Annotated in this window: 18 protein-coding genes; 13 read left to right on the top strand and 5 right to left on the bottom strand. The window is 70.3% G+C overall.

Translation table 11 applies throughout. The features are described from left to right. Nucleotides 1–65: 65 nt before the first annotated feature. The gene (gene glmU / locus AC6JA9_RS07795; protein WP_223746480.1) at nt 66–1,475 is read right to left on the bottom strand and encodes a bifunctional UDP-N-acetylglucosamine diphosphorylase/glucosamine-1-phosphate N-acetyltransferase GlmU; all 1,410 of its coding nucleotides are present in this window, start codon (nt 1,473–1,475) and stop codon (nt 66–68) included. 458 nt (nt 1,476–1,933) lie between these two features. Between glmU and ggt the strand changes: the two genes are divergently transcribed. The 3 genes from ggt (at nt 1,934) to AC6JA9_RS07780 (ending at nt 6,733) form a co-directional block, all read left to right on the top strand. Continuing rightward, nucleotides 1,934–3,730 carry a gamma-glutamyltransferase gene (gene ggt / locus AC6JA9_RS07790; RefSeq protein WP_497959362.1) on the top strand — a complete coding sequence of 599 codons (1,797 nt, stop codon included), beginning with the start codon at nt 1,934–1,936 and terminating at the stop codon, nt 3,728–3,730. Between the two features lie 4 nt (nt 3,731–3,734). After that, on the top strand, nt 3,735–4,517 hold the full coding sequence (locus AC6JA9_RS07785; RefSeq protein ID WP_223746405.1) for a TatD family hydrolase: 783 nt from the start codon (nt 3,735–3,737) through the stop codon (nt 4,515–4,517). Nucleotides 4,518–4,837: 320 nt separating this feature from the next. Continuing rightward, entirely contained in the window at nt 4,838–6,733 is a 1,896-nt protein-coding gene (locus AC6JA9_RS07780) for a M3 family metallopeptidase (RefSeq protein WP_370640323.1), read from the top strand. Between the two features lie 112 nt (nt 6,734–6,845). Here the strand turns inward: AC6JA9_RS07780 and AC6JA9_RS07775 are convergent, their stop codons facing one another. After that, the gene (locus AC6JA9_RS07775) at nt 6,846–7,124 is read right to left on the bottom strand and encodes a hypothetical protein (RefSeq protein WP_046711478.1); all 279 of its coding nucleotides are present in this window, start codon (nt 7,122–7,124) and stop codon (nt 6,846–6,848) included. A gap of 285 nt (nt 7,125–7,409) precedes the next feature. Here AC6JA9_RS07775 and AC6JA9_RS07770 point away from each other — a divergent pair, with 285 nt between their 5' ends. The 4 genes from AC6JA9_RS07770 to AC6JA9_RS07755 all read left to right on the top strand — a co-directional run bounded on the left by AC6JA9_RS07770 (nt 7,410) and on the right by AC6JA9_RS07755 (nt 10,714). Further along, nucleotides 7,410–7,655, top strand: a complete 246-nt coding sequence (locus AC6JA9_RS07770; protein ID WP_141325909.1) for a hypothetical protein — start codon at nt 7,410–7,412, stop codon at nt 7,653–7,655. Nucleotides 7,656–7,802: 147 nt separating this feature from the next. Further along, on the top strand, nt 7,803–8,180 hold the full coding sequence (locus AC6JA9_RS07765; RefSeq protein ID WP_046711476.1) for a response regulator: 378 nt from the start codon (nt 7,803–7,805) through the stop codon (nt 8,178–8,180). 63 nt (nt 8,181–8,243) lie between these two features. After that, a complete protein-coding gene (locus tag AC6JA9_RS07760) occupies nt 8,244–9,062 on the top strand; it encodes an ABC transporter ATP-binding protein (protein ID WP_141325908.1) in 819 nt (272 codons plus the stop codon). Further along, nucleotides 9,059–10,714 carry a hypothetical protein gene (locus AC6JA9_RS07755; RefSeq protein WP_408891679.1) on the top strand — a complete coding sequence of 552 codons (1,656 nt, stop codon included), beginning with the start codon at nt 9,059–9,061 and terminating at the stop codon, nt 10,712–10,714. Before AC6JA9_RS07760 ends, AC6JA9_RS07755 begins: the two co-directional genes overlap by 4 nt. Nucleotides 10,715–11,022: 308 nt before the next feature. Here AC6JA9_RS07755 and AC6JA9_RS07750 read toward each other — a convergent pair whose 3' ends face one another. After that, nucleotides 11,023–12,264 carry a vWA domain-containing protein gene (locus tag AC6JA9_RS07750; RefSeq protein WP_223784844.1) on the bottom strand — a complete coding sequence of 414 codons (1,242 nt, stop codon included), beginning with the start codon at nt 12,262–12,264 and terminating at the stop codon, nt 11,023–11,025. A 252-nt stretch (nt 12,265–12,516) separates the two neighbouring features. On the opposite strand from AC6JA9_RS07750, the gene AC6JA9_RS07745 reads away from it, so the two are divergent. After that, the gene (locus tag AC6JA9_RS07745) at nt 12,517–13,221 is read left to right on the top strand and encodes a hypothetical protein (protein ID WP_408891680.1); all 705 of its coding nucleotides are present in this window, start codon (nt 12,517–12,519) and stop codon (nt 13,219–13,221) included. Between the two features lie 97 nt (nt 13,222–13,318). On the opposite strand, the gene AC6JA9_RS07740 is transcribed toward AC6JA9_RS07745, so the two are convergent. Then, nucleotides 13,319–14,014: a pirin family protein gene (locus AC6JA9_RS07740; RefSeq protein WP_223784842.1), complete on the bottom strand. Its 696-nt coding sequence runs from the start codon at nt 14,012–14,014 to the stop codon at nt 13,319–13,321. A 161-nt stretch (nt 14,015–14,175) separates the two neighbouring features. Next, entirely contained in the window at nt 14,176–14,724 is a 549-nt protein-coding gene (locus AC6JA9_RS07735; RefSeq protein ID WP_223746399.1) for a YceI family protein, read from the bottom strand. Between the two features lie 257 nt (nt 14,725–14,981). Here AC6JA9_RS07735 and AC6JA9_RS07730 point away from each other — a divergent pair, with 257 nt between their 5' ends. The 5 genes from AC6JA9_RS07730 (at nt 14,982) to AC6JA9_RS07710 (ending at nt 22,075) form a co-directional block, all read left to right on the top strand. Beyond that, nucleotides 14,982–15,362 (top strand): peptide chain release factor family protein, encoded by a 381-nt coding sequence (locus tag AC6JA9_RS07730; RefSeq protein ID WP_223746398.1) that lies wholly within the window; start codon nt 14,982–14,984, stop codon nt 15,360–15,362. A 209-nt stretch (nt 15,363–15,571) separates the two neighbouring features. Then, on the top strand, nt 15,572–19,816 hold the full coding sequence (locus AC6JA9_RS07725; protein ID WP_497959360.1) for a hypothetical protein: 4,245 nt from the start codon (nt 15,572–15,574) through the stop codon (nt 19,814–19,816). Then, nucleotides 19,813–20,391 (top strand): type II secretion system protein, encoded by a 579-nt coding sequence (locus tag AC6JA9_RS07720; protein ID WP_223746396.1) that lies wholly within the window; start codon nt 19,813–19,815, stop codon nt 20,389–20,391. Before AC6JA9_RS07725 ends, AC6JA9_RS07720 begins: the two co-directional genes overlap by 4 nt. Continuing rightward, entirely contained in the window at nt 20,388–21,461 is a 1,074-nt protein-coding gene (locus tag AC6JA9_RS07715) for a PilW family protein (protein ID WP_497959358.1), read from the top strand. The genes AC6JA9_RS07720 and AC6JA9_RS07715 overlap by 4 nt, the downstream gene beginning before the upstream one ends. A 14-nt stretch (nt 21,462–21,475) precedes the next feature. Beyond that, nucleotides 21,476–22,075: a hypothetical protein gene (locus AC6JA9_RS07710; RefSeq protein ID WP_223746394.1), complete on the top strand. Its 600-nt coding sequence runs from the start codon at nt 21,476–21,478 to the stop codon at nt 22,073–22,075. The last annotated feature ends 4 nt before the right edge of the window (nt 22,076–22,079 follow it).

Here is a 22,079-nt window from a genome sequence, read left to right as displayed (position 1 = left end):
GGGATACCCGTACATCTCCGGGAGCGGCAGTCCGGCCGCTCCCCAAGCAAGAGCCACGCCCTGGCTCAACCACCCTTGGCCGCGCGACGCGCCTTCTTCGCGGCCACCCAACCTTCCTTCGTCACCTGTGGCGCACGTGACACAGCGAGGCTCCCAGGAGGCACGTTTTTCGTCACCGTGGTGCCCGCCCCGACATAGGCCCCGTCGCCCACCTTCACGGGCGCCACCAGCTGCGTGTCGGAGCCGATGAAGACCCCGTCGCCCAGCTCCGTCAGGCTCTTGTTCACCCCGTCATAATTACAGGTGATGGTGCCCGCGCCGATGTTGCAGCCCGCGCCAATCCGGGCGTCCCCCAGATAAGTCAGGTGGTTGGCCTTGCTGCCCTTGCCGATCTGCGCCTTCTTCGTCTCCACGAAGTTGCCCAGATGCACGTCCTCTGCCAGCTCCGTCCCCGGGCGCAGGCGGGCGAACGGGCCGATGACGTTCCGCACTCCCACCTTCGCCTCCTCCAGCACGGAGTAGGGCTTGAGCACGGAGCCGTCCGCCACCGTGGAGGCGCTCACCACGCAGCCGGGGCCAATCACCACGCCCTCGCCGATGACGCTGCCCGCGGTCAGCGACACACCCGGGCCCACCTCGGAGTCCGAGCCCACCACCACGTCCTCCTCGATGAAGGTGGTGTCCGGGTCGTGCAGCGTGACGCCCGCGCGCATGTGCGCGTCGTTGATGCGCCGCTGGAGCACCTTGGCCCGCGCCGCCAGCTCCACCTTGTCATTCACCCCCGCCGTCTCGGTGGCGTCCGCCACGACGGTGCCCACCGGGCCCTGCCTCGCGGCCAGTTCCACCAGGTCCGTGAGGTAGTACTCGCCCTGCGCGTTGTTCGGCTTGATATCGGCCAGCGCCTTCCAGAGGAAGGCCGCGTCGACGGAGTAGATGCCCGCGTTGCACTCCTTCACCGCGCGCTGCTCGGGGCTGGCGTCCTTCTGCTCCACCACCCGCGTCACCCGGCCGCCCTCGCGCAGGACGCGCCCGTAGCCGGTGGGGTCCTCGAGCACCGTCGTCACCATCGCCAGCACGCCGCCCGCCGCGTCATGCGCGGCCAACAGCGACGCCAGGGTCTCCTTGCGCAGCAACGGCACGTCCCCGTAGAGGATGAGCACGCGCCCGGAGAACCCCTTCAGGGCCTCCTCCGCGGAGCGCACCGCGTCCGCCGTACCCCGCTGCTCACGCTGGAGCGCGAAGGTGAGGGGCGCTTGGGGGAACAGGGCGCGGACCTCCTTCTCCACGCTCTCCGCTTGATGGCCCACCACTGGCACCACCGACGTGGCACCGAGCTCGAGCGCTCGCTTGAGGGGATACGCGCACAGGGGCTTTCCGAGGATGGCGTGAAGGACCTTGGCCTTCTTCGACTTCATCCGCGTGCCCTTGCCCGCACACAGCACCACCGCCGACAGAGCTGTCATGCGGCGGAGGATTAGGGACCGGGATTCGAGTCGTCAACCGGGCGAAGCTCCGAAGTCTCCGAGGTGTTGTCGGGTCGGGGCTTTGCCTGCACGGCGACACACAGCGCGTTGCTCTTCACCGTGATTCCAAAGCTGGGCTTGAGGAAGAGGGTGACCCGGCCGGAGGGCGGAACAGACCCGGGTCGGGGCTGTTTGTCTGGGATGACCGGTGCGCTCATGTGCTCCCCCACTCGCGGCTCATGATGGGGGAAGGATGCTCCCTCTGGAGGAACAATCCAAGAGGAAAAATGTTGCCGAGTTGAAATCATGGTCCGGTGCGGACAGTTCGTGCATACCGGGAGAGGTGTAGTCGCTCAGGCGCCCCCGAGTCCCGGCCCCAAGGTGTGGGTGAGTGTCCGCCGGGTAACACATCCCCTGCGACGAATGCCAGCCACAAGGTATTGATTGCGCCCCGAGGAGGGGTGGATTCCGTGAACGACACGAGCTTCGAGAAGCAGGCCCCGCGCACGCGCGCGAAGGTGCTGGAGGCGGCGGCGCTGGTGGTGCTGATGCTGGTGGCGGGCGTGGCCCAGGCGGCGCGACCGTACCGGGGTGGCGCGGTGGCCACGGCGTACCCGCCCGCGAGCGAGGCGGCGCTGAAGATGCTCGAGCGCGGCGGCAACGCGGTGGACGCGGCGGTGGCGGCGGCCTTCGTGGCGGCCGTCGTGGGGCCCTACCACTCGGGCGTGGGCGGCGGCGGCTTCGCGCTGGTGCACGACGCGAGGACGGGCACCACCCGGGTGCTGGACTTCCGCGAGGTGGCGCCCAAGGCGGCCACGCGCGACATGTTCGTCAAGGACGGCAAGGTGGTGCCGGGGCTGTCCACCGACGGCGTCTTGAGCGTCGCGGTGCCGGGCGCGGTGGCGGGCTACCTGGAGCTGCTCGAGAAGCACGGCACCCTGCCGCGCGCCGTGGTGCTGGCGCCGGCCATCGAGGCGGCGAAGAAGGGCCTGTGGGTGACGCCCCGCTACCGCGCGCTGGCGGAAGGCCGGCTGGAGTGCCTGCGCAAGGACCCGGAGGCCAGCCGCATCTTCCTGACCAAGAACGAGCAGGGCGAGGCCATCATCCCGCCGGTGGGCCACCTGGTGCGCCAGCCGGACCTGGCGCGCACGCTGACGGCCGTGTCAAAGAGCGGCGCCAAGGGCTTCTACGCGGGCAGCGTGGCCAAGGGCATCGTCGACACGGTGAAGGCGGGCGGCGGCATCGTCACGCTGGAGGACCTGTCGTCGTACAAGACGCGCGAGCGTCAGGCGCTGGAGGGCAGCTACCGCGGCCACCGCATCCTCACCATGCCGCCGCCGAGCGCGGGCGGAGTGGCGGTGCTCCAGGTCCTGGGCGCGCTGGAGCAGTTGAGGCCCCAGGGCTTCACCTGGAGGGAGCCGGACAGCGTGCACCTGTACGTGGAGGCGCTGCGGCGCGCGTACGTGGACCGGGCCAAGTACCTGGGTGACCCGGACTTCGCGGACGTGCCCACCCAGCGGCTCATCTCCAAGGGACACATCGCGGACCTGGCGGGCTCCATCGACCCGAAGAAGGCCACCTCCAGCCTGGCGCTGCTGCCGCAGGCGGCGGGCACGCAGCAGGGCTCCACGCTGACGGACAAGCCCGCCACGCTGACGCCGGAGCCGGAGCGCAAGAACACCACGCACATCTCCATCGTCGACAAGCAGGGCAACGCGGTGGCGCTGACCACCACGGTGAACTACAGCTTCGGCTCGTGCGTGGTGGCCAAGGGCACCGGCGTGCTGCTCAACGACGAGATGGACGACTTCGCCGCGCAGCCCGGCGTGCCCAACGCGTACGGCCTCGTCACGGGCGAGCCCAACGCCGTACACCCCGGCAAGGTGCCCCAGTCCTCCATGTCCCCCACGCTGGTGTTCTCCAAGGAGGACCCGAAGAAGGTGATGCTCGCGGTGGGCAGCCCCGGCGGCTCCACCATCCCCACCACCGTCATCCAGGTCATCAGCAACGTGGTGGACGGCAGCATGGACGTGGTGCGCGCGGTGAACGAGGGCCGCGTCCATCACCAGTACCTGCCGGACGAGCTGTGGGTGGACCGCTGGGGGCTGGAGCCCGCCACGCTGTCGGCGCTGGAGGCCAAGGGCCACAAGGTGCGCCGCGTGGAGCAGTGGGGCGACGCGGAGGCCGTCTTCGTCGACCCCAAGACGGGGCTGCGCTTCGCCGCGAGCGACCCTCGCAACGAAGGTGTCTCCCTGGGACAGGATTGACGCCGTGGCCGAGCCCCTCCCCATCTTCGACGCGCACCTGCACCCCGAGAGCCTGAGCGACCAGGACCTGGAGTCGATGCGCTTCTTCGGGGTGGAGCGGGCGCTCGTCGTCGCGCACCACTTCCCGGAGCCCACGTCCAAGGCGCTGCTGCGCCACTTCGACGACATCGTCGAGCGGCAGCTCCCCCGGCTGGAGAAGCTGGGCATCCGGGCGTACGCCGCGCTGGGCGTCCACCCGCGCTGCATCCCCCGGCGCGGGCTGTCGGAGGTCCTCTCCACGCTGCCCGACTACTTCCAGGGCGGCCGCGTCGTCGCGCTCGGCGAGACGGGGCTGCACGCCGGCGGCGAGGAGGAGGAGGAGGCCTTCCTCGAGCAGCTCGCCCTGGCGCGCCGCCTCAAGCTGCGCGTCGTGGTGCACACGCCTCTGGCCGACAAGGAGCGACACACGCGCCGCATCCTCACGCTGCTGCGCCAGTCCGGCGTGCTGCCCTCGCGCGTGCTGGTGGACCACGCCAGCGCGCGCACCGTGCGCACCATCCTGGAGGTGGGCCACTGGGCCGGGCTGACGCTGCACCCCGAGGCGCTCGTCGCCGAGCGCGCCGTCATCCTCGTGCGCAGGCTCGGCAGCGAGCGGCTGGTGCTCAACTCCGACGCCGGCGACGGCGCGGGCGACATCCTGGGCCTCGCCCGCGTCACCAACCTCCTGTCCAAGGCCCGCCTGTCCGAGCGCCTCGTGCGCCGCGTCACCCGCGACAACGCCGCCCGCTTCTTCCAAATCACCCCCTGAGCCACCCTCGCCGGCCCCTTTTCAGGCCCGCATGGATTGGCCCCGCGACTCCGCTTTCACTGAAATTTTGCAACAAACTGGACTCCCATCCGTCCTCTTTGCGAAAGCGGGTACGGGTTAGCCCCCAGGTGGCGCGCTCCGCTTCCACACTTGCCGGTTCGGGAGGGCCTTTGCGTTTCAGGTTCGTCATCGTCGTCACGCTGCTGCTGGCGGGCTGTACGGGCCCGTCCCGGCAGGGCCCTGTCCGCGCGGGCGACGCACGAGGCGCGCTGCTGGTGCCGGACGCGGGGCGACTGCTGGCCGTGAGCCCCTCGCGGTTCATGGAGGCGTGTCGGCGCGACATCCAGACGGCGCGCGCGGCGGTGGCGAAGCTGACGGCGCCGTCCACGCGAGCGGCGCCCGAGGTGGAGGTGCTCACCACGTACGACGACGCGATGGCGCTGCTGGACGACGTCGTGGGGCGCTCGGGCATCGGCGCCAACGTGCATCCGGACGCGGCCTTCCGCGCCGCCGCCGAGCGGTGTGAGCAGGCGGTGGAGCGGGTGCGCACGGACATCGCGCTGGACCGGCGCGTCTACGACGTGCTGTCGGGGCTGACGCTCGCGGGCCAGGACGCGGTGACGCGGCACTGGATGGCGCGGGTGCTGCGCGGCTTCAAGCGCGCGGGGGTGGACCGCGACGAGACGACGCGCGAGCGCGTGCGGCAACTGCAGGAGGAGCTCATCCTGCTGGGCCAGGAGTTCAGCCGGCACATCCACGAGGACGTGCGGCACCTGGACGTGGCGCCCTCGGCGCTCGCGGGCCTGCCGGAGGACTACGTGCGCGCGCACCCACCGGGCCCGGACGGGCGGGTGCGGCTGCGCACGGACACGTCGGACCTGGGCCCCTTCATGACGTACGCGCGCGACACGGCCACGCGCGAGGCGCTGTGGCGGCTGGGCCGGCGCCGCGGCCACCCGCGCAACCTGGTGACGCTCGCGCGCATGCTCCAGGCGCGCCACGCGCTGGCGACGCTTTTGGGCTACCCGACGTGGGCGGCGTACGCGGCCGAGGACAAGATGGTGAAGCGCCAGGACGTGGCGGCGGACTTCATCGAGTCACTCTCCACCACCGTCACCGGGCGCGTGCGCGAGGAGTACGACGCGCTGCTCGAGAGGAAGCGCCGCGACGAGCCCGAGGCCACGCGCGTGGAGCCCTGGGAGCAGGCCTTCCTGGAGGACCGGGTGCGCGCCGAGCGCTTCCGCTTCGACTCGCGCGAGCTGCGGCCCTACTTCGAGTACACGCGCGTGAAGGAGGGCGTGCTGGACCTCACCGCGCGCCTCTTCGGGCTCACCTACCGGCGCGTGGTCGACGCGCCCGTGTGGCACCCGGACGTGGAGGTCTACGACGTCCTCGAGGGCCCCGTGCGCCTGGGCCGCTTCTACCTGGACATGCACCCGCGCCCGGGCAAGTACACCCACGCGGCGCAGTGGGACCTGGCCGTGGGCCGCGCGGGCAAGGCGCTGCCCGAGGGCGTGCTCACGTGCAACTTCCCCCGCCCCGGCGCGCGCCCGGCGCTCCTGCAGCACTCCGAGGTGCGCACCTTCTTCCACGAGTTCGGCCACCTGCTGCACCACCTCCTGGGCGGCCGCACGCGCTGGGCGGGGCTGTCCGGCACGCGCACGGAGGTGGACTTCGTGGAGGCGCCCGCCCAGGTGCTGGAGGAGTGGGCGTGGAGCGTGGAGACCCTGCAGCGCTTCGCCCGGCACGTGGACACGGACGCGCCGCTGCCCGAGGACCTCATCACGCGGATGCGCCGCGCGGACTCGTTCGGCAAGGGGCTGTGGGTGCGCCAGCAGCTCTTCTACGCCGCCGTCAGCCTGCACCTGCACGACGGAGACCCCGCCGGCCGCGACTCCACCGCGCGCGTGCTGGCGCTCCAGGAGCGCTACCTGCCCTTCCGCGCCGTGGACGGCACCTACGCCCACCTGGCCTTCACCCAGCTCGACGGGGACTACTCGGCGCTCTACTACACGTACCTCTGGTCGCTCGTCATCGCGCGGGACCTGCTCACCCCGTTCGAGGCGCACGGGCTGATGGACGTGGAGACGGCCCGGCGATACCGCGACAAGGTGCTGGCGCCCGGGGGCTCCGAGGACGCCGCGGACCTGGTGCGCGACTTCCTGGGACGGGGCTACGACTTCGGGGCGTACTCGCGTTGGCTGGAGGGCCGCTGACGCGTCACGCCGGAGGCTGTAAATTCAAAGGGCCCCGCGATGTGAATCGCGAGGCCCCTTGTGTTGTGAATCCGTCAAACCGGCGCCGCTACGCTCACGAGGAGCGTGGGAGTCAGTGCACCGCGGGTGCGGACGGAGCCACTTCGGGCTGGAGGGTGATGGCCTGCGCCTCCGGATCCAGCCGGACCTGCACGGGCACGCCCTGGTAGCGGTACTGGGCCAGCGAGTCCGCCGCCCCGTCGAGCAGGAGCTGGTAGCGCTCCTCCAGCTCCACCGCGATGAGCAACATGGTCTCACCCGCGTCCGCCACACCCGGGCGGTACACCTGGCACCGCTGGAACCGCGCCCAGCGACCGTTCTGCATCTTCACCAGCTCGCCGTCGTAAGCCATGCGCAGCTCCTTTGCGTCCAATGCGACGTGGGCAATGTAGGGATCAATTAACTTCCTGTCATCCCCCCTCTTGAAAATTCGTTAAGCGCCTTTGATATCCGTGGGTTACGCGACAGTCAGGGGGTGCGGGCGAGCGAGGTCCGCGATGACTGCTCAAAAATGTAAATTTGCTGGGCCGTCAATCCGGTTAAGGGGCCTGGCGGCGCCCGGTCTGGAGGCCCGCGCGGCGCCCGGGCCCCGTGGGGGCGGTGGCGCGGGGCGTCGGGGTCTCCTAGATTTGGAGGAATGAGGTTGCCAGGGCTGTTCCGCAAGGAGCGAACCACCATCAAGAACGCCGATGCCCAGGACCACGCCGAGAAGTTGTTGGCGGAGTCCTTGAGGCTCTTGAGCCAGGTGTGCACCAAGGTCGCGGACGCCATCGAGTCCCAGCGACTGTCTCGCCAGGGCTACGCGCACAACACGTACCTGCGCCGCACGGACACCGCCCAGGCGCCCGGCGACGCGGACGTGACGAAGAAGACGCACGAGTGACGCGGGTCCCGAGGATGGCTGTATCCCGAGGGTGGTTGGCTGTTGAAAAGTCGCGTGCCCCCTTCCGGAATCCCGCAGCCGTTCCCATCTTGCGGCCCATAGAATCCCGCGGTTAGAGACGCCGCAGCTCCCCTCTGAGGCCCTGCCATGTCCCACATCCTGGTCGTCGATGACGACGCGAGTCACCGCACGCTCATCTGCGATGCCCTCGAGGAGATGGGTTACCAAACCGCCCAGGCCGCCAATGGCCGGGAGGCGTTGGATCATCTCGAGGGCGACATGCCCGCCGCCGTGCTGCTGGACCTGCGAATGCCGGTGATGAGCGGCTGGGGGTTGCTCGACGCGCTGAAGAAGATGCCGCGCGCTCGGGGACTGCCCATCATCATCATCTCGGGCTACGGCTTCGAGTGGGAGGCGGAGCTGGTGGGCGCCGCCGGCTACATCTCCAAGCCGGTGGACCTGGACAAGGTCCGCCAGACGGTGCAGCAGATCGTCGGCATGCCGGAGATGACGTTCGTGCACTGACGCCTCCGGGCCCCGGGTGGGGTTGTCGGCGGGGTGCCGGCTCGGGTGAGATGGCGCCACTTCATGACGCCCTCCTCTTCCGATGAACTGGCCGTCGACGCGCGCGGACTCGTCAAGCGCTTCGGTTCCTTCACCGCGCTCAACGGCCTGGACCTCCAGATTCCGAAGGGGGCCTTCTACGCGTACCTGGGCCCCAACGGCGCGGGCAAGTCCACCAGCATCGCGCTCCTGACGGGCGTGTATGGCCCCGACGCGGGCAGCATCCGCATGCTGGGCGTGGACGCGGTGCACAAGCCCATGGAGGTCAAGCGCCGGGTGGGCGTGGTGCCCGAGGAGCTGAGCCTCTTCGAGCGGCTCACCGGCCGGCAGTACCTGACGTTCTGCGCGCGCATGTATGGCCTGGACGGCGACGAGGCGGCCTCGCGCGCGGCGGAGCTGCTGGAGCTGACGGAGCTGACGTACAAGGCGGGCGCGCTCGTCGCCGAGTACTCCAAGGGCATGCGGCGCAGGCTCGCCATCGCCGCGGCGTTGATCCACGCGCCGGAGCTGGTGCTGCTCGACGAGCCCTTCGAGGGCATCGACGTGCTGGCCGCGGGCGTCATCCGGGAGCTGTTGCGCGAGCTGTCGCGTCGCGGGGTGACGCTGCTGCTCACCACACACGTGCTGGAGATCGCGGAGCGGCTGGCCACGCACGCGGGCATCATCCAGGGCGGGCGGATGCTGGACCAGGGGACGGTGTCGTCGCTGCTCGGACGCTACGACTGTCCCTCGTTGGAGGCGGTGTTCGAGAAGCTCATCGCGGTGCCGGCCTCGCGCAACGCGCGCCTGTCCTTCTACGGTGAGGCGCCCGCGCCCGTCGTCGCGCTGCGGGAGCCGGCATGAGCCGCCCCGCCGTCCCGGGCTTCTTCCGGCACCTCTTGTTGTTGTGGGGGCTGCGCTTCGACATCGGGCTGAACCAGGGGCCGGGCAAGAGCCGGCTCCTGGCGGTGGGCGCGTTCCTCGCGTCCAGCGCGCCGGGTGTGTTCTTCGGCCTGTTCTTCTTCGGGCTGATGCGGCTGGGCCCGGTGGCCCGGAGCGACGTGTGGCCGTACTTCATCCTCAACCTGCTGTGCTTCGTCACCTTCTCCGTCTGGGTGACGTGGCCGCTGTTGTCCGCGGGCGTGGATGACCACTCGGAGCTGAGCCGGTACGCGGCCTTCCCCATCTCGCCGTTCCGGCTGCTCATCGCCTCCACGGTGGCCAGCCTCTTCGAGCCGCGCGCGCTGGTGTTCTACGCGCCGCTCACCGGCGCGGCGCTGGGCTTCGCGTCGGTCAACCGGCTGTGGGCGCCGTGGCTCGCGGTGGTGCTGTACGTCTTGTTCGCGCTCCTGTGCGCCGCGTGGAGCCGGGTGGCGCTGTACGCCGTCATCAACGTGCTGCGCGAGAAGCGCAGCGCGGAGATCATGGGTGGCGGCCTGCTGGCCTTCCTGGTGGCCGCGTCGTTCATCCCGCCCATCGACACGTCGTGGCTGACGGCGGTGGGCACCGAGGGCGTGGACGCGCTGGACATGAGCCTCATCATCAACGCGGCGGTGGCGCTGGGCCGCGTGCCGCCGGGCTTCTTCGGGGACGGGCTGGGGCAGCTCGCGTGGTTCCGCCCGCGCGTGGCGATGGCGGAGGCGGTGGGCCTGTTGTTCTTCGCCGCGCTGGGCATGGGCGTGGCGTACGCGCTGCTCATGCGCTTCCACCGGCAGGCGGGGCGCGCGGGGCCGCAGTCGAAGGACTCGCAGGATGGGAACCCGTTCGCGCGCACGCGCACGCGCTTCTCCACGCTGGTGACGCGCGAGGCGCTGGACCTGTGGAGAAACCCGCGCGCGAGGCTGCTCGCGTCGGTGCCCTTCATCCTGGCCATCCTGCTGAAGCTGCTGTCCGGGCGGGACCTGTTCGTGTTCCTGCTGGGGGCTTCCGCGGACACGTGGTTGATGGGCGGCTTGTGCATCTATGGCGCGGTGGTGATTGCGTCCACGTTCTCGCAGAACACATTCGCCTATGACGGGCAGGGCTTCGCGGCGTTCCTCGCGGCGCCGCTGAACCTGGCGGAGGTGCTGCACGCGAAGAACCGGGTGCAGGCGGCGGCCGCGCTCGGGATGGCGGTGCTGGTGGCGCTGTTCTACCGGGTGTACTTCGGCTTCGGCACGTGGGTGGACATCGCGTGCGCGCTCGCCGCGGTGGTGGGCGTGCTCCCCATCCTGCTGGCCGCGGGCAACTTCCTGTCGCTGTACTTCCCGGTGAAGTTCCACGCGAACCTCAAGCGGCGCGACAAGGTGCCCCTGACGGCGTCGATGCTCGGCATCGTCGCGGCCAGCATCGGGTGCATGCCCTTCGGCTGGACGCTGAAGCTCGCCGGCAAGGACGGGCCCACCTGGCAGTCCGCGATGATGATCGCGCTGTGCGCGGGCCTCTACCTGGCCATCTACCGGGCCTCGCTCCCGCTGGCGCTGCGCCTCTTGGACCGGCGGCGCGAGGCCATCCTCCAGGCGGTGACGCGCGAGTAGCTCGTCGCGCCGACGAGCGCCGCGACGCGAGCAGACTCCACGCAAGGAGCGGGTCCTTTTCCGGACGCATCGCACCGGGCGGCGTCGCAAGCAGCGGCCTTGCGAGGGGCAGCCCGTCTCGTGCGGCACCACATCAAGTAGCGTCGCCACGCCGCGCCGACACGCATGCGCCTCTGGCGCCGGAGCCCCCCGCTCCGGCCGCCCAGAGACTCAGTACGTCACGCCGTGCCGCGCGGCCTGCGCCTTGACGCCCTTCATCACGTTGGCGTCGAAGGCGTCCTCCTTCTCGGAGCGGCCGCCCAGCGACCTCAGTACGTCACGCCGTGCCGCGCGGCCTGCGCCTTGACGCCCTTCATCACGTTGGCGTCGAAGGCGTCCTCCTTCTCGGAGCGGTTCTTCGCGAGCCACGCCTCGCGCTCCGCGGCCAGCTTGGAGGCCTTCGCCTCCAGCACCTTCTTCTCCTCGCCCAGCTGCTTCACCTTCGCCGCGCGCGCCTTGTCATCCAGGCCCTTGAGTTCATCGGGCAGCTCGTCGGCGCTCACCCGAGCGAGCGCCCCCGGCGCGACCACCAGGTCCACCGCGCCCTCCACCGCGACGGGCGCGCTGCTCGGAGCGGCGGCGCCGGACGAGCCCTTGTCCGCCGTCTTGCGCATGTAGCTGATGCGCTCCGACGCGGCCTCCGGCGCCAGCTCCGCCATCGCCTTGGCCCGCTCCTTGTTCTTCGCCTGGACCGCCGCCTTGCCGGTGTAGAGCGTCTTGGAGGCCAGCTCCGAATTCACCTTCGCCAGCTCCGCGTCATAGGGCGTGGTCACCGCCACCATGCCGCCGGACTGGTCGATGGAGTCGTAGGTGCCGTCCGTCAGCTTCGCCACGAACTTCCACGACTTCTGCGTCTCGGCATCCAGGCCGCACCGCACCGTGTTCACCACGATGTGCTTGTCGCGCGCCCGCTGCGCCCAGTGATTGAAGTCCCAGTCGTCGTTGCGCGCCGCGGGAGGCGCGTCCCCCACCAGGAAGATGGCCTTCATCACCGTGCGGTCCTGGCTCCACGACAGCTTCGACACCGCCTCACCCAACCCGCGCCCCACGTGCTCGGGCGTGTCTCCTCCACCGCCCGCCTGGAAGCGACGCAGGTTCGCGAACACCGTGTCCAGGTCGTCGCTCAGGTCGAAGCGCTTCGTCACGTAGTCATCGCCGACGTCCCGGTACGCCACCAGGCCGACCTTCAGGTGCGGCGTGGGCCGACCCTGCGCGATGCGCGAGGCGATGGAGTAGATCTTCTGCTTGGCCCCCTCCAACAGGCCGCTCATCGAGCCCGTCGTATCCAGCACGAACACCACCTCGATTTCGGGCCGGGCCGCCTTCACCTCGACCTTGTCGGGGACCTTGGGCGCCACGACGTCCTGGACCTTGGGCGCCACGTCGCCCTGCGGCAGGGCAGGCGTGGTGACCGCGGCCCTCGGCAGCGACTCGGCCAGCGCGGGGGTGGAGGACAGGGTGAGGGCGAGCGCGGCCGACAGCACGGCCCGCGACAGGGACGAAAGGTCCATGGCGAACTCCGGAGGAAGGGTCTGCGTGGAAAAAGGGGTGGCTGCGCGCGCGTTCCCCTCCATGAACGGACCAGCCCGTCCAAAGGTCTACGCCCCCCACATTTCGCCGAGGAATGCCCCTGAATCCCGGACGTTGGGATGTCCTGCTTCCTTCACGCCGCCGATGTCGCTCCGCGCACGCTGTCCATCCAGGCGGCTTGCTCCACGGGGGCGGCGGTTTCATGCTGAGCCGTTCCCGGGAGAACCACGCCCATGATGCCCGTCCTCCGCCGAAGCCTCTTCCTCCTCGGCTGTCTGCTCGTCGCCTCGTGCAACAGCAACTCGCCCTACTACCGGCTCCAGTTCACCATGCCCTGGGCCGTGAGCCTCGAGCCCGGCCAGTCCACCCAGTTCGAGGTGACGCTCAACCGCGTGGGCGACCAGCCCGGTGAGCTCCGCGTGAACATGGAGTCCGCGCCCGAGGGCATCACCATGACGCCCGAAATCATCGTCCCCGAGGGCGAGGGCATCACCACCCAGATGGTCACCGTCAGCGTCGCGCAGGACATCGCCGTCACCGGCGCCCAGCGCACGCTGCTCCTGGCGAACGACTCCGGCAAGGACCTGGTCTCCGGCGCCGAGCTCTACGTCGTGGTCCTCCCGGCCACCACCAGCCAGCCCGACTTCTCCATCGCCCTCGCGCAGCGGCAGCTCACCCTGTTCGTCGGACAGTCGGAGCTCACGCCCGTGCAGCTCACGCGCGCCGAGGGCTTCACCGGCCCGCTGACGCTCAGCCTGGAGTCCGACTCGCGGCGCATCACCGCCCAGCCCGTCGTCGTCCCCGGTGACCAGGCATCCGCCAACATCCTCATCGCCACCACGACGAGCGTCGCCCGCATCCCCGTGGCCGTCACCGTGGTCGCCACCGCCGAGGACGGGCGCACGGCCAGGACCAGCCTCACGCTCGACATGCGCTGAAGTCCCAGGACGCACGAGGGCCGGGGAGCAGGGACCTTCATCCAGGTCCTCGCCACCCGGCCCGGGTGCGACTCGCGAACGCCCGGCGCTCACGCGCTCAGGCCATGTCGAACAGCAGCGCCTCCACCGGCGTGTCGGCGGTGAGCACCAGCTTGTCCTCGGACGACACCGCCACGCCGTCCCCCGCCTTCACCTTCACGCCGTTCAGCGTGCCCGAGCCCCGCGCCACCTGCACCCAGGCGTGACGCCCCGGCGAAAGCGCGTACTCGGCGGACTCGCCCTTGCCCAGCAGCGTGCCGTGCAGCAGCAGGTCCTGGTGCACCGTCAGCGAGCCCTCCCGCCCGTCCGGCGACGCCACCACCCGGAAGCGCCCCTGACGCTCCTTCGCGTCGAACGCCTTCTGCTCGTAGCCCGGCTTCAGGCCCTTCTCCTTCGGGAGGATCCAGATCTGCAGCATGTGCAGCGGCTCCGAGAAGTTGTTCATCTCGCTGTGCACCACGCCCGTCCCCGCGCTCATCCGCTGCACCTCACCCGGCTGGATGACCGCCTGGGTGCCCATGCTGTCGCGGTGCTCCACCTTCCCGCCCAGCACGTAGGTGATGATCTCCATGTCCCGGTGCGGGTGCATGCCGAACCCGCGCTGCGGCGCCACGGTGTCCTCGTTGATGACCCTCAACGTGCGGAACCCCATGAAGTCCGCGTCGTAGTAGTCCGCGAACGAGAACGTGTGATGCGTGTCCAGCCAGCCGTGGTTGGCATGGCCCCTCTCCTCTGCATTCCGGACGTAGATCATCGCCTGCCTCCCTTTCCCTTCGAGTTGCAACTCAGATGCATCAACCTCGCCCCGCGTTGCGGGGCGCGACAGGAGCCCGCCACCCACCAGGCCCGAGGCTCCGACCAACAGCCCGCCCGTCACGGACCTGCGGGACAGCGGGCGCCCCGCCGCATGCCACTTCACGCCGCCTGCTCCGCCGCCACCGCCACCGCCTGCACGTCCAGGGTGATATCGACACGCTCACCCACCAGGAGCCCGCCTGCCTCCAGCGCCTGGTTCCACGAGAGCCCGAACTCCTTGCGCTCGATGCTGGTGCTCGCCTGGAAGGCCAGTCGCTCGTTGCCCCACGGGTCCTTCACCTTGCCCAGGAACTCCGTGTCCAGCGTCACCTCGCGCGTGACGTCGCGAATCGTCAGGTCGCCCACCACGCGGTAGTGCCCCTTGCCCGCGTCCTGCACGCGCTTGCTGCGGAAGATGAGCTTGGGGAACGCCGCCGCGTCGAAGAAGTCCGGCGAGCGCAGGTGGTTGTCACGCTGCTCCACGCCCGTGTCGATGCTCGCCGCTTCAATCTTCACCTCCGCCGAGCCCTGCGACAGGTCATCCCCGTTCACCACCACCTTCCCCTCGAACTTCGTGAACCGGCCGTGCACCTTCGCCACCACCATGTGGCGAACCATGAAGCCGACCGTCGTGTGCGCCGCGTCCAACTGCCAGGTCTTGAGGGCCATGTCCGTGTCTCCTTGGGTTACCGCGTCTGACCACCCCTAGAGCAACCGTCAGGCCAACCCGTAACCCACTGGAATCACTTCGAACTCAAGCTTGAGCCAGCGCAAACCCTCTCAAATTGACACAACCACCCTCTCACCCCGAGAGCCTGCCCGGCCACCTGGAGGGCGGGGGCGGCCTGGGCCGGAGCGGGAGCGCGAGGGCGCCGAGTCAGTCGGTGCAAGACACCGGCGTCGAGGGCTACCTTTCGAGAGACGCCATGACCACCACGACCTCACCCACCCGCCGACAAGCCGCGCGAGAGGCCCTCGCGCTCGACGACGAGGCCCTGCTGAAGACGTGCGAGGTGGATTACTTCATCGCCTCCGGTCCCGGCGGGCAGCACCGCAACACCACCGCCAGCGGCGTGCGCCTCACGCACGCGGCCACCGAGCTGTCCGTCTCCGCCACCGAGCGGCGCAGCCAGACGCAGAACAAGGGCGTGGCCCTGGAGCGACTGCGCGAGGGCCTGAAGGCGCTCACCATCGTCCCCAAGGTGCGCCGGCCCACGCGCCCCTCCGCCGGTGCGAAGCGACGCAGACTCGAAGGAAAGAAGCGCACGTCGGAGAAGAAGTCCCTGCGCGGCAAGGGCGACTGGTAGCTCGGGATTCCCGGGCGCCTGGCTACGCAAGCCCTTGCGGAGTCGCAAAGTTTTCATAGCCGTTCGTCCCCCGAGCATTCAGGGCTGAGGAGAAGTTTCCAGCACTCCACTGGGAGCAAGCGGGCGTCGGAGACGGGCACAGGGTGTGCAGTCGGGTGGCCAGGCTGACCCTGTCCCGGGTCGGCTCACCCCCCCGGTGGGAGCACCCCATGAGCCCTCGGCCCCCCTCCTCGCTGCTGCGTCGCGCGCTGCTCGCGATGTGCGTCCTGCTGGCGCTCCCCGCGTCCGCGGCGGACCTCGTCACCTTCAGTCGCGGCTCGCTCATCATCCCCGAGAACGCGACCTTCCAGCAGGGCTGCGGCTCGCTGTCCGCGTACGGCCTGGTGTGGCGAATCCTCCAGGCGAACCAGCCGGGCGGCTTCAACGCCAACAACCCGGTGACGGTGTATCTGGCCATCAACGACCAGAAGACGTCCCCCAACCGGTGCGTGCCCACCAACCGTCACACCGCGCCGGCGCCCGCCAATGACGACCGGTGGAACGACGGCTGCGACTTCACCATCACCAACACCAAGGAGAACGAGCAGCCCGTGGTGCCGGTGAACTACGGGGTCCCCTTCCCCGCGAGCGGCGTCTATCCCAACGCCGCCATCGAGAACTTCACCACCACCGCGACCCAGGCCCGGCCCTACTTCACGGCGGTGACGCTGAACCACACCGTCGCCAACCCGCGCTTCACCACCGCGCGCTACTCGGGCGGCGCCTTCATCATCGCCGCCGAGGACGCGAAGAACGCCATCGACTTCATCCGCTCGGGCTCCGGTGATTTGTCCCCGGAGAAGTTCCGCACCACCTGCGCCCGGGGCTGCGCCACCTTCACCAACAACAGCGGCTGCCACCACGTGCGCATGCACCAGGCCACCATCGAGTTCACCGCGCCGGTGGCCCGCCGCATCAACCGCGTCCCGCCCAAGATCGCCCTGCTGGATTTGTCGGACGGCTTCAACAGCGCCGGCGACCCGCTGGTGAAGGGCGGCATGCTGGACGACTACCTGCGCAACGCCGGCCTGGACTTCCCGGGCGCGGGCGGCTGCCCCGAGGGCACGACGTCCGGCTGCACGCTCAACGGCAAGAAGCCCGGCCTCATCTACGACGCGCTCCACGCCAACGCGGACCTGGTCTCCACCGCCACCTTCAAGAACGGCCTGCTCAACGCGGTGGACCCCGTCACCAAGAAGCCCCGCTACAAGGTGTTCTGGGCGCCCCACTGGGAAATCGGGAACATCACCCGCCGCGAGTACGTGCCCAACGGCGACGGCGCCACCACCCAGCGCGAGAACGCCCTCAACAACGTGGAGTACTTCACCAACCAGCGCGGCAACGGCCTGTTCGCCGAGTGCGCGAGCATCTGGTCCTACGAGGCGACGCTCAAGCCGGACCGCACGCCCGTGCTCTCCTCGCGCTTCCAGGCCGAGTCCGGCTTTCAAATCAACCAGCTCAGCGGCGGCAGGAGCTGGGACGGCCGCAACTGCACGGACCCGGACTACATGGCGCAGGCGGAGCGCAACCGCGGCCAGTGCGTCATCTACCCCAACGCCGGGGACCCGTTCTCCCAGATGGGCGACTTCCGCTTCAACAACGTGGTGGGCCACACGGAGAACTACCGCGCGACGTACAAGGACGGCGTGCGGCGGCTCGCGGTGAGCTGGTACGGCCACAAGGACGAGCACGTCTACGACAACGCCACCCACGTCGGCCAGGACGCCCGGCGCGGTCACGACTTCTTCTCCTTCAACCAGAAGGACAACGACCCGAAGAAGGCGACCATCGTCTACCTCGCCGGGCACGACTTCAAGGCGAGCGTCCCCGGCACGCGCATCGTGCTCAACACGCTGCTCAACCTGGGCTCGGAGCCCTTGAGCAACGAGCGCGCCCTCTCCGCGCCCGTGGCCTTCGAGGACCCCAACGGCAGTGACGGCGACGGCTCGCGCGCGCTGGTGATGGCGGCCACGTACGACGCGGTGAGGGGCTACCCGCCCGGCGCGGACACGTTCCTGCCGACGCAGGGCTCCCACTGGGTGTTCCCCTACTACCCGGGCCACCTGCGCGCCCACTCGCTCATCGGCGGCAACGCGCTCGCCACCGGCGAGAGCGCGCTGGACGAGGCCACCCTGTGGGACGCGGACACCGTCATGCCCCACCCGCGCGAGCGCAACCTGTTCACCTACTTCGGTGGCCAGGTGAAGGAGAACCCGTCCCTGGGCACCGGCCTGCGCGCGCCGCGCGGCGTGCTCCAGGTGGGCTGGAAGCCGCAGAACGTGGCCGGCACCGCCATCAACGCCAACTACGGCTCGGGCCCCAACCCCCACTGCGTGGACGTGCTCAAGCTGGGCGAGGTCAAGAACCCCGACGGCACCTCGCGCTTCGACTTCGTCACCACGCCCACCGGCGACGGCGTGTGTGACTTGCAGCAGGCGGTGCAGTTCACCGAGCAGCTCGCGGGCACCGACTTCGGCCAGAGCACCGCCGCCGTCAACAAGGCGAAGCTGGCCAACGACTTCAACGCGGTGGCGCAGATGCTCCAGCGCGTGCGCGGCTTCTGCTACGCCACCTCCACCGGCAACGACGGCTCGGGCAGCCCCGTGCTCGAGCCCTCCGACAGCCAGTGCAACAACGAGGACGCGGAGAACCGCGCGCGCCTGGGCGGCTTCGTGCACTCCTCGCCCGCGGTGGTGAAGCCCAGCGGGTACATCCCGGACAAGGTCGCGCCCCGGCCCACCGTGGCCTACGCCGCGGGCCTGGACGGTCAGCTCCACGCCTTCTACGTGTCCGGCGGCGCGCGCTACGCGGGCCCCGCGGAGAACCTGTCCTTCCCCAACGTCAGCCCCGCGGACACGGCCTTCCCCAAGAACTGGAGCGCCAGCTTCCAGGGCGGCTCCACGCCCCCGCCGGGCACGGAGCTGTGGAGCTTCCTGCCCGCCACCCAGCTGCCGTGGCTGCGCAGCAACGCGGCGGCCGTCAACAGCGCGCCGGTGGTGCTGGACGTCTTCGCGGACTTCGTGGGCAGCGGCAAGCGCGAGTGGCACACGGTGCTGGTGGCCAACGCGGGCCAGAAGGGGCGGGACCTGTTCGCGCTCGACATCACCAACCCGCTCAGGCCCGTGCTGCTGTGGCACCTGGTGGGCAGCCACTTCCAGGCGGGCAGCTTCCCTCCGCACGCGCCGGTGGAGCTGGCGGACCGCGACACGGGCGGCACCCAGTGGGCGGCGAAGTGGCGCGAGGAGACGGCCCACTTCGTCATGGCGCCCCTGGACGACCCGGGCCGCCACCCGACGGGCCTCTACAACTACACGGAGATGGGCGGCACCCGGGGCCTGTCGGTGGGCGTGGTGCGCCAGGGCCTGGAGCCCACGTACACCGTCTTCGTCGGCGCCAGCAGCTCCGGCGCGCAGGGCTCGCCCACCTTCGGCATGCAGGTGTTCGCCATCGACATCGCCACCGGCCAGAAGCTGTGGCAGTGGGAGCGCGGCTACACCCAGGCCTGGGTGGACAACACGCCGCCCCACGCGCCCACCGTCCTGACGGACACCGGCGGCGCGGCGCGCGTGTACACGGGCGACATGGAGGGCAAGCTGTGGGAGCTGGACGGCGCCACCGGGCAGAACGTCAACGTGGCGCGCGCCAACCCGCCGTGCGCCACGCCGTGCAAGTTCACCGGACTGGACGCGCAGTCCGTCACCGGTGACCGTCGGCCGCTCTCCACCAACGTGGCGCTGGCGCGCCTGCCCCAGAACATCACCGCGGGCAGCGCCCTGAAGAACTACGAGGGCGAGCTGGTGGCCCTGGTGGGCACGGGCGGCGTGGACTGGGTGCCGGCCGACGACGCGGGCCAGCTGCACCTGGCGCTGCTGGGCACCTCGCGCCGGCTGCCGCTGGGCACCGCGGGCCTCAAGCTGGACGGCACCAACATCAGCGCCTCGGAAGCCAAGGGGCTGGCCACCCAGCAGGGCATCCTCCAGGAGCCCACGCCCTTCCCGCTGACGTTCGGCGCTCCGCAGCACGTGTACGGCACCATCACCGTCGCGGGGCGCACCGCGTACTTCTCCACCGCGAACGGGAAGATCGGCTCCGACCTGATGTCCGTCGAGGGCAACATCAGCGGCAAGACGTGGGCGCTGGACCTGGGCAACACGGCGACGTCGGGGACGGGGGCCGTCAGCAGCCTGTCCTCCATGACGGTGGCCAACTTCGGCGGCGTGGCGGTGTTCCAGCAGGGCAGCGGCGCGTCGTCCCAGAGCCACGTCATCGGCCTGGGCGTGAGCAAGATTGCCCGCCACACGATGAACGACCCGGCGGGGGCGAACACCCCCGAGGCGAAGGAGCAGATGCGCGTCAACGGCCAGAACGGCTTCGTCTTCCGGCTGCTCAACTGGAGCCAGAGGTTCTTCGAATGAGCTCGCAACGTCTCGCCGCGCGCCGCGGCGCAAGTCTCGTCGAGGTGCTCGTGTCCATGGGCGTGCTGGCCCTGGCCGCCGCGGGCGCGGTGGGAGGCATGGTGTTCGCCTCCCGCGACGTCCATGACGGGCAGCTCTTGCAGGCCAAGCGGATGATGCTCGACGCCAGCATGCAGCGGCTGCGGCTGGCCTCGAAGTCGAGGCTCATCGTCGACGCGGTGGAGCGCCCCGCCACCTTCCCCACGGAGCTGGCCCCGGGCGCGGCGCCGTGGAAGGCGGACGTGAGCACGCACGTGCCGGGGGACCCCTCCTCCGGCGCCTACTTCAAGCTGTCCGCCGACGGCACGGTGGAGCCCCTGGCGGGCATCCCCGCCGGCACGCCGTGCAACGCCCCCGCGCTGCCGGACGGCACGTACTGCCGGGAGATGCTGGTGACGAAGGGGCTGCCCAGGGAGCCCGCCGTCCCCGGAGTCCTCCCCCCGGGCGCCCAGCCGGTGACGGTCTGGGCCCGCATCGTGCGCAAGGGCGACACGGCCGCCCGCGCGCAGGCGCACAGCGAGGTGTTCGTCCAATGAAGACGCGAGGCATGACGCTGCTGGAGACGATGGTGGCGCTGGCGCTCACCAGCATCATCATCGCGGCCGCCGCGGCGCTGATGGTGGCCGGCAGCCGCGTGGTCCACAACACGGAGCACACGACGGACAGCCACGACTCGGCGCGCCTGGCGGGCGAGGCCATCATGAGCCTGGTGCGTCAGGCGGGCGCGGGCGCGCCCAACGGCATCTGGGTGCGCCGCAACGGCGTCCCGGTGCGCACCAGCGCCTTCTTCGGACGCGACGGCACCACCGGCGCGGGCACCTCCGGCAACGTCACCACGGCCGACGGCAGCGACGACCTGTGGCTGGTCGTGCCGGACCGCGACTACCTGGGCGAGCCCTGCGTCACCCCGGGCGCCGCCGTGTCCGTGGTGCGCCCCGGCACCGGCGAGCTCGAGGTCAACTGCACCCAGAGCCTCAAGGCCCCGCAGCTCCACCTGGTCAGCAACATGACCTCCGCGGCGCTCATCTCCGAGCTGAACATCGTCCCGTCCACGCCGGGCGTGCCGGGCCGGGTGAACTACGCCGAGTCCGGCACGCCGGGCTTCTCCAACGCCCCGGAGAAGGGCGGCTTCCAGAAGGGGGATTTGGTGTACCCGGTGCGGCTGGTGCACTTCTTCATCGGCCCGCATCCGGTCTCCAGGCGCCCGTCGCTCCTGCGCACCGAGGGCCGGCTGGTGGCGGACGCGCTGGGCCGCCCCTTCTCCGACATGGCCGGGGCGACGCCCTTCGTCGTGCAGGAGAACGTGGAGGACTTCCAGGTGGCCTTCGGGTTCGACACCACGGGCAGGGATGACCCGGCGCAGTACACCTGGAGGCACGGCCAGGGCGCCGACCATCAGTCGGGGCTGCGCACGCTGCGCATCAGCGTGGTGGCCACCGGCCGCAACCCGCGCCGCAACAGCCAGAGCTCCGCGGTGCTGGCGGACGACAAGCCCGTCACCGTGGAGAACAACGTCCGGGCGCCCACGGTGGCCGCGGACGGCTACTACCGCAGCCTCTTCACCCGTCGCATGGAGCTGCCCAACCTGGCGGCCGCCAACCTGTGAGCCCGAGGATTCCCATGCGCACCCCTCCCTCCCCTCGCGGGGCCACGCTGCTGGTGGTGGTCCTGCTCGTCACCGTGCTGCTGGGCCTGGTGGCCAGCCTGATGATGTACGCGGGCGGCGAGCGCATCCGCGCCGTGGCCAGCAGCCGCGCCAGCCAGCGCCAGAGCTGCGCGGACAGCGGCCTGCAGCTCGCGCGCAGCTACTTCGGGCGCAACTACCCCAGCTGGAACACCTACCTGTCCCAGCCTGCCGTCTATGACCCGGTGCGCTCCAGCTTCAACCCGAACCCGGCCAACCCCGCCGACCCGACCCTGCGCTCCAACCACCCGGAGCTCTTCGCGGACGTGGACGGCGACGGCAAGCCCGACGTCTACATCTACATCCGCGACAACGAGGACGAGTTCGCGCCACTGACGGTCGACTGGCGGCGGGACAACGACCAGGTGGCGCTGGTGGGCGCCATCTGCATCTCCGAGACGCTGCGCCCCCGCCGCGCGGACGGTGCCCAGACGCCCACCCAGCTCGCGCTCGAGGGCCTGCTCAGCTACAACGGCGGAGGCGGCACCAACTGCGCCCAGGGCACCGCGGGCTCGGGCTCCGGCAACTGCAACTGACGAC

Source organism: Myxococcus sp. MH1, assembly GCF_059738865.1.
Note: the sequence above shows the minus strand (reverse complement) of the source record. Positions and strands in the feature narration are given on the sequence as shown.

What these genes read in the sequence shown, in the direction of transcription:
- AC6JA9_RS07780 (WP_370640323.1), top strand. Translation starts at nt 4,838, where the DNA reads ATGGAGGCGTGTCGGCGCGACATCCAGACGGCGCGCGCGGCGGTGGCG.
- AC6JA9_RS07775 (WP_046711478.1), bottom strand. Translation starts at nt 7,124, where the DNA reads ATGGCTTACGACGGCGAGCTGGTGAAGATGCAGAACGGTCGCTGGGCG.
- AC6JA9_RS07770 (WP_141325909.1), top strand. Translation starts at nt 7,410, where the DNA reads ATGAGGTTGCCAGGGCTGTTCCGCAAGGAGCGAACCACCATCAAGAAC.
- AC6JA9_RS07765 (WP_046711476.1), top strand. Translation starts at nt 7,803, where the DNA reads ATGTCCCACATCCTGGTCGTCGATGACGACGCGAGTCACCGCACGCTC.
- AC6JA9_RS07760 (WP_141325908.1), top strand. Translation starts at nt 8,244, where the DNA reads ATGACGCCCTCCTCTTCCGATGAACTGGCCGTCGACGCGCGCGGACTC.
- AC6JA9_RS07755 (WP_408891679.1), top strand. Translation starts at nt 9,059, where the DNA reads ATGAGCCGCCCCGCCGTCCCGGGCTTCTTCCGGCACCTCTTGTTGTTG.
- AC6JA9_RS07750 (WP_223784844.1), bottom strand. Translation starts at nt 12,264, where the DNA reads ATGGACCTTTCGTCCCTGTCGCGGGCCGTGCTGTCGGCCGCGCTCGCC.
- AC6JA9_RS07745 (WP_408891680.1), top strand. Translation starts at nt 12,517, where the DNA reads ATGATGCCCGTCCTCCGCCGAAGCCTCTTCCTCCTCGGCTGTCTGCTC.
- AC6JA9_RS07740 (WP_223784842.1), bottom strand. Translation starts at nt 14,014, where the DNA reads ATGATCTACGTCCGGAATGCAGAGGAGAGGGGCCATGCCAACCACGGC.
- AC6JA9_RS07735 (WP_223746399.1), bottom strand. Translation starts at nt 14,724, where the DNA reads ATGGCCCTCAAGACCTGGCAGTTGGACGCGGCGCACACGACGGTCGGC.
- AC6JA9_RS07730 (WP_223746398.1), top strand. Translation starts at nt 14,982, where the DNA reads ATGACCACCACGACCTCACCCACCCGCCGACAAGCCGCGCGAGAGGCC.
- AC6JA9_RS07725 (WP_497959360.1), top strand. Translation starts at nt 15,572, where the DNA reads ATGAGCCCTCGGCCCCCCTCCTCGCTGCTGCGTCGCGCGCTGCTCGCG.
- AC6JA9_RS07720 (WP_223746396.1), top strand. Translation starts at nt 19,813, where the DNA reads ATGAGCTCGCAACGTCTCGCCGCGCGCCGCGGCGCAAGTCTCGTCGAG.
- AC6JA9_RS07715 (WP_497959358.1), top strand. Translation starts at nt 20,388, where the DNA reads ATGAAGACGCGAGGCATGACGCTGCTGGAGACGATGGTGGCGCTGGCG.
- AC6JA9_RS07710 (WP_223746394.1), top strand. Translation starts at nt 21,476, where the DNA reads ATGCGCACCCCTCCCTCCCCTCGCGGGGCCACGCTGCTGGTGGTGGTC.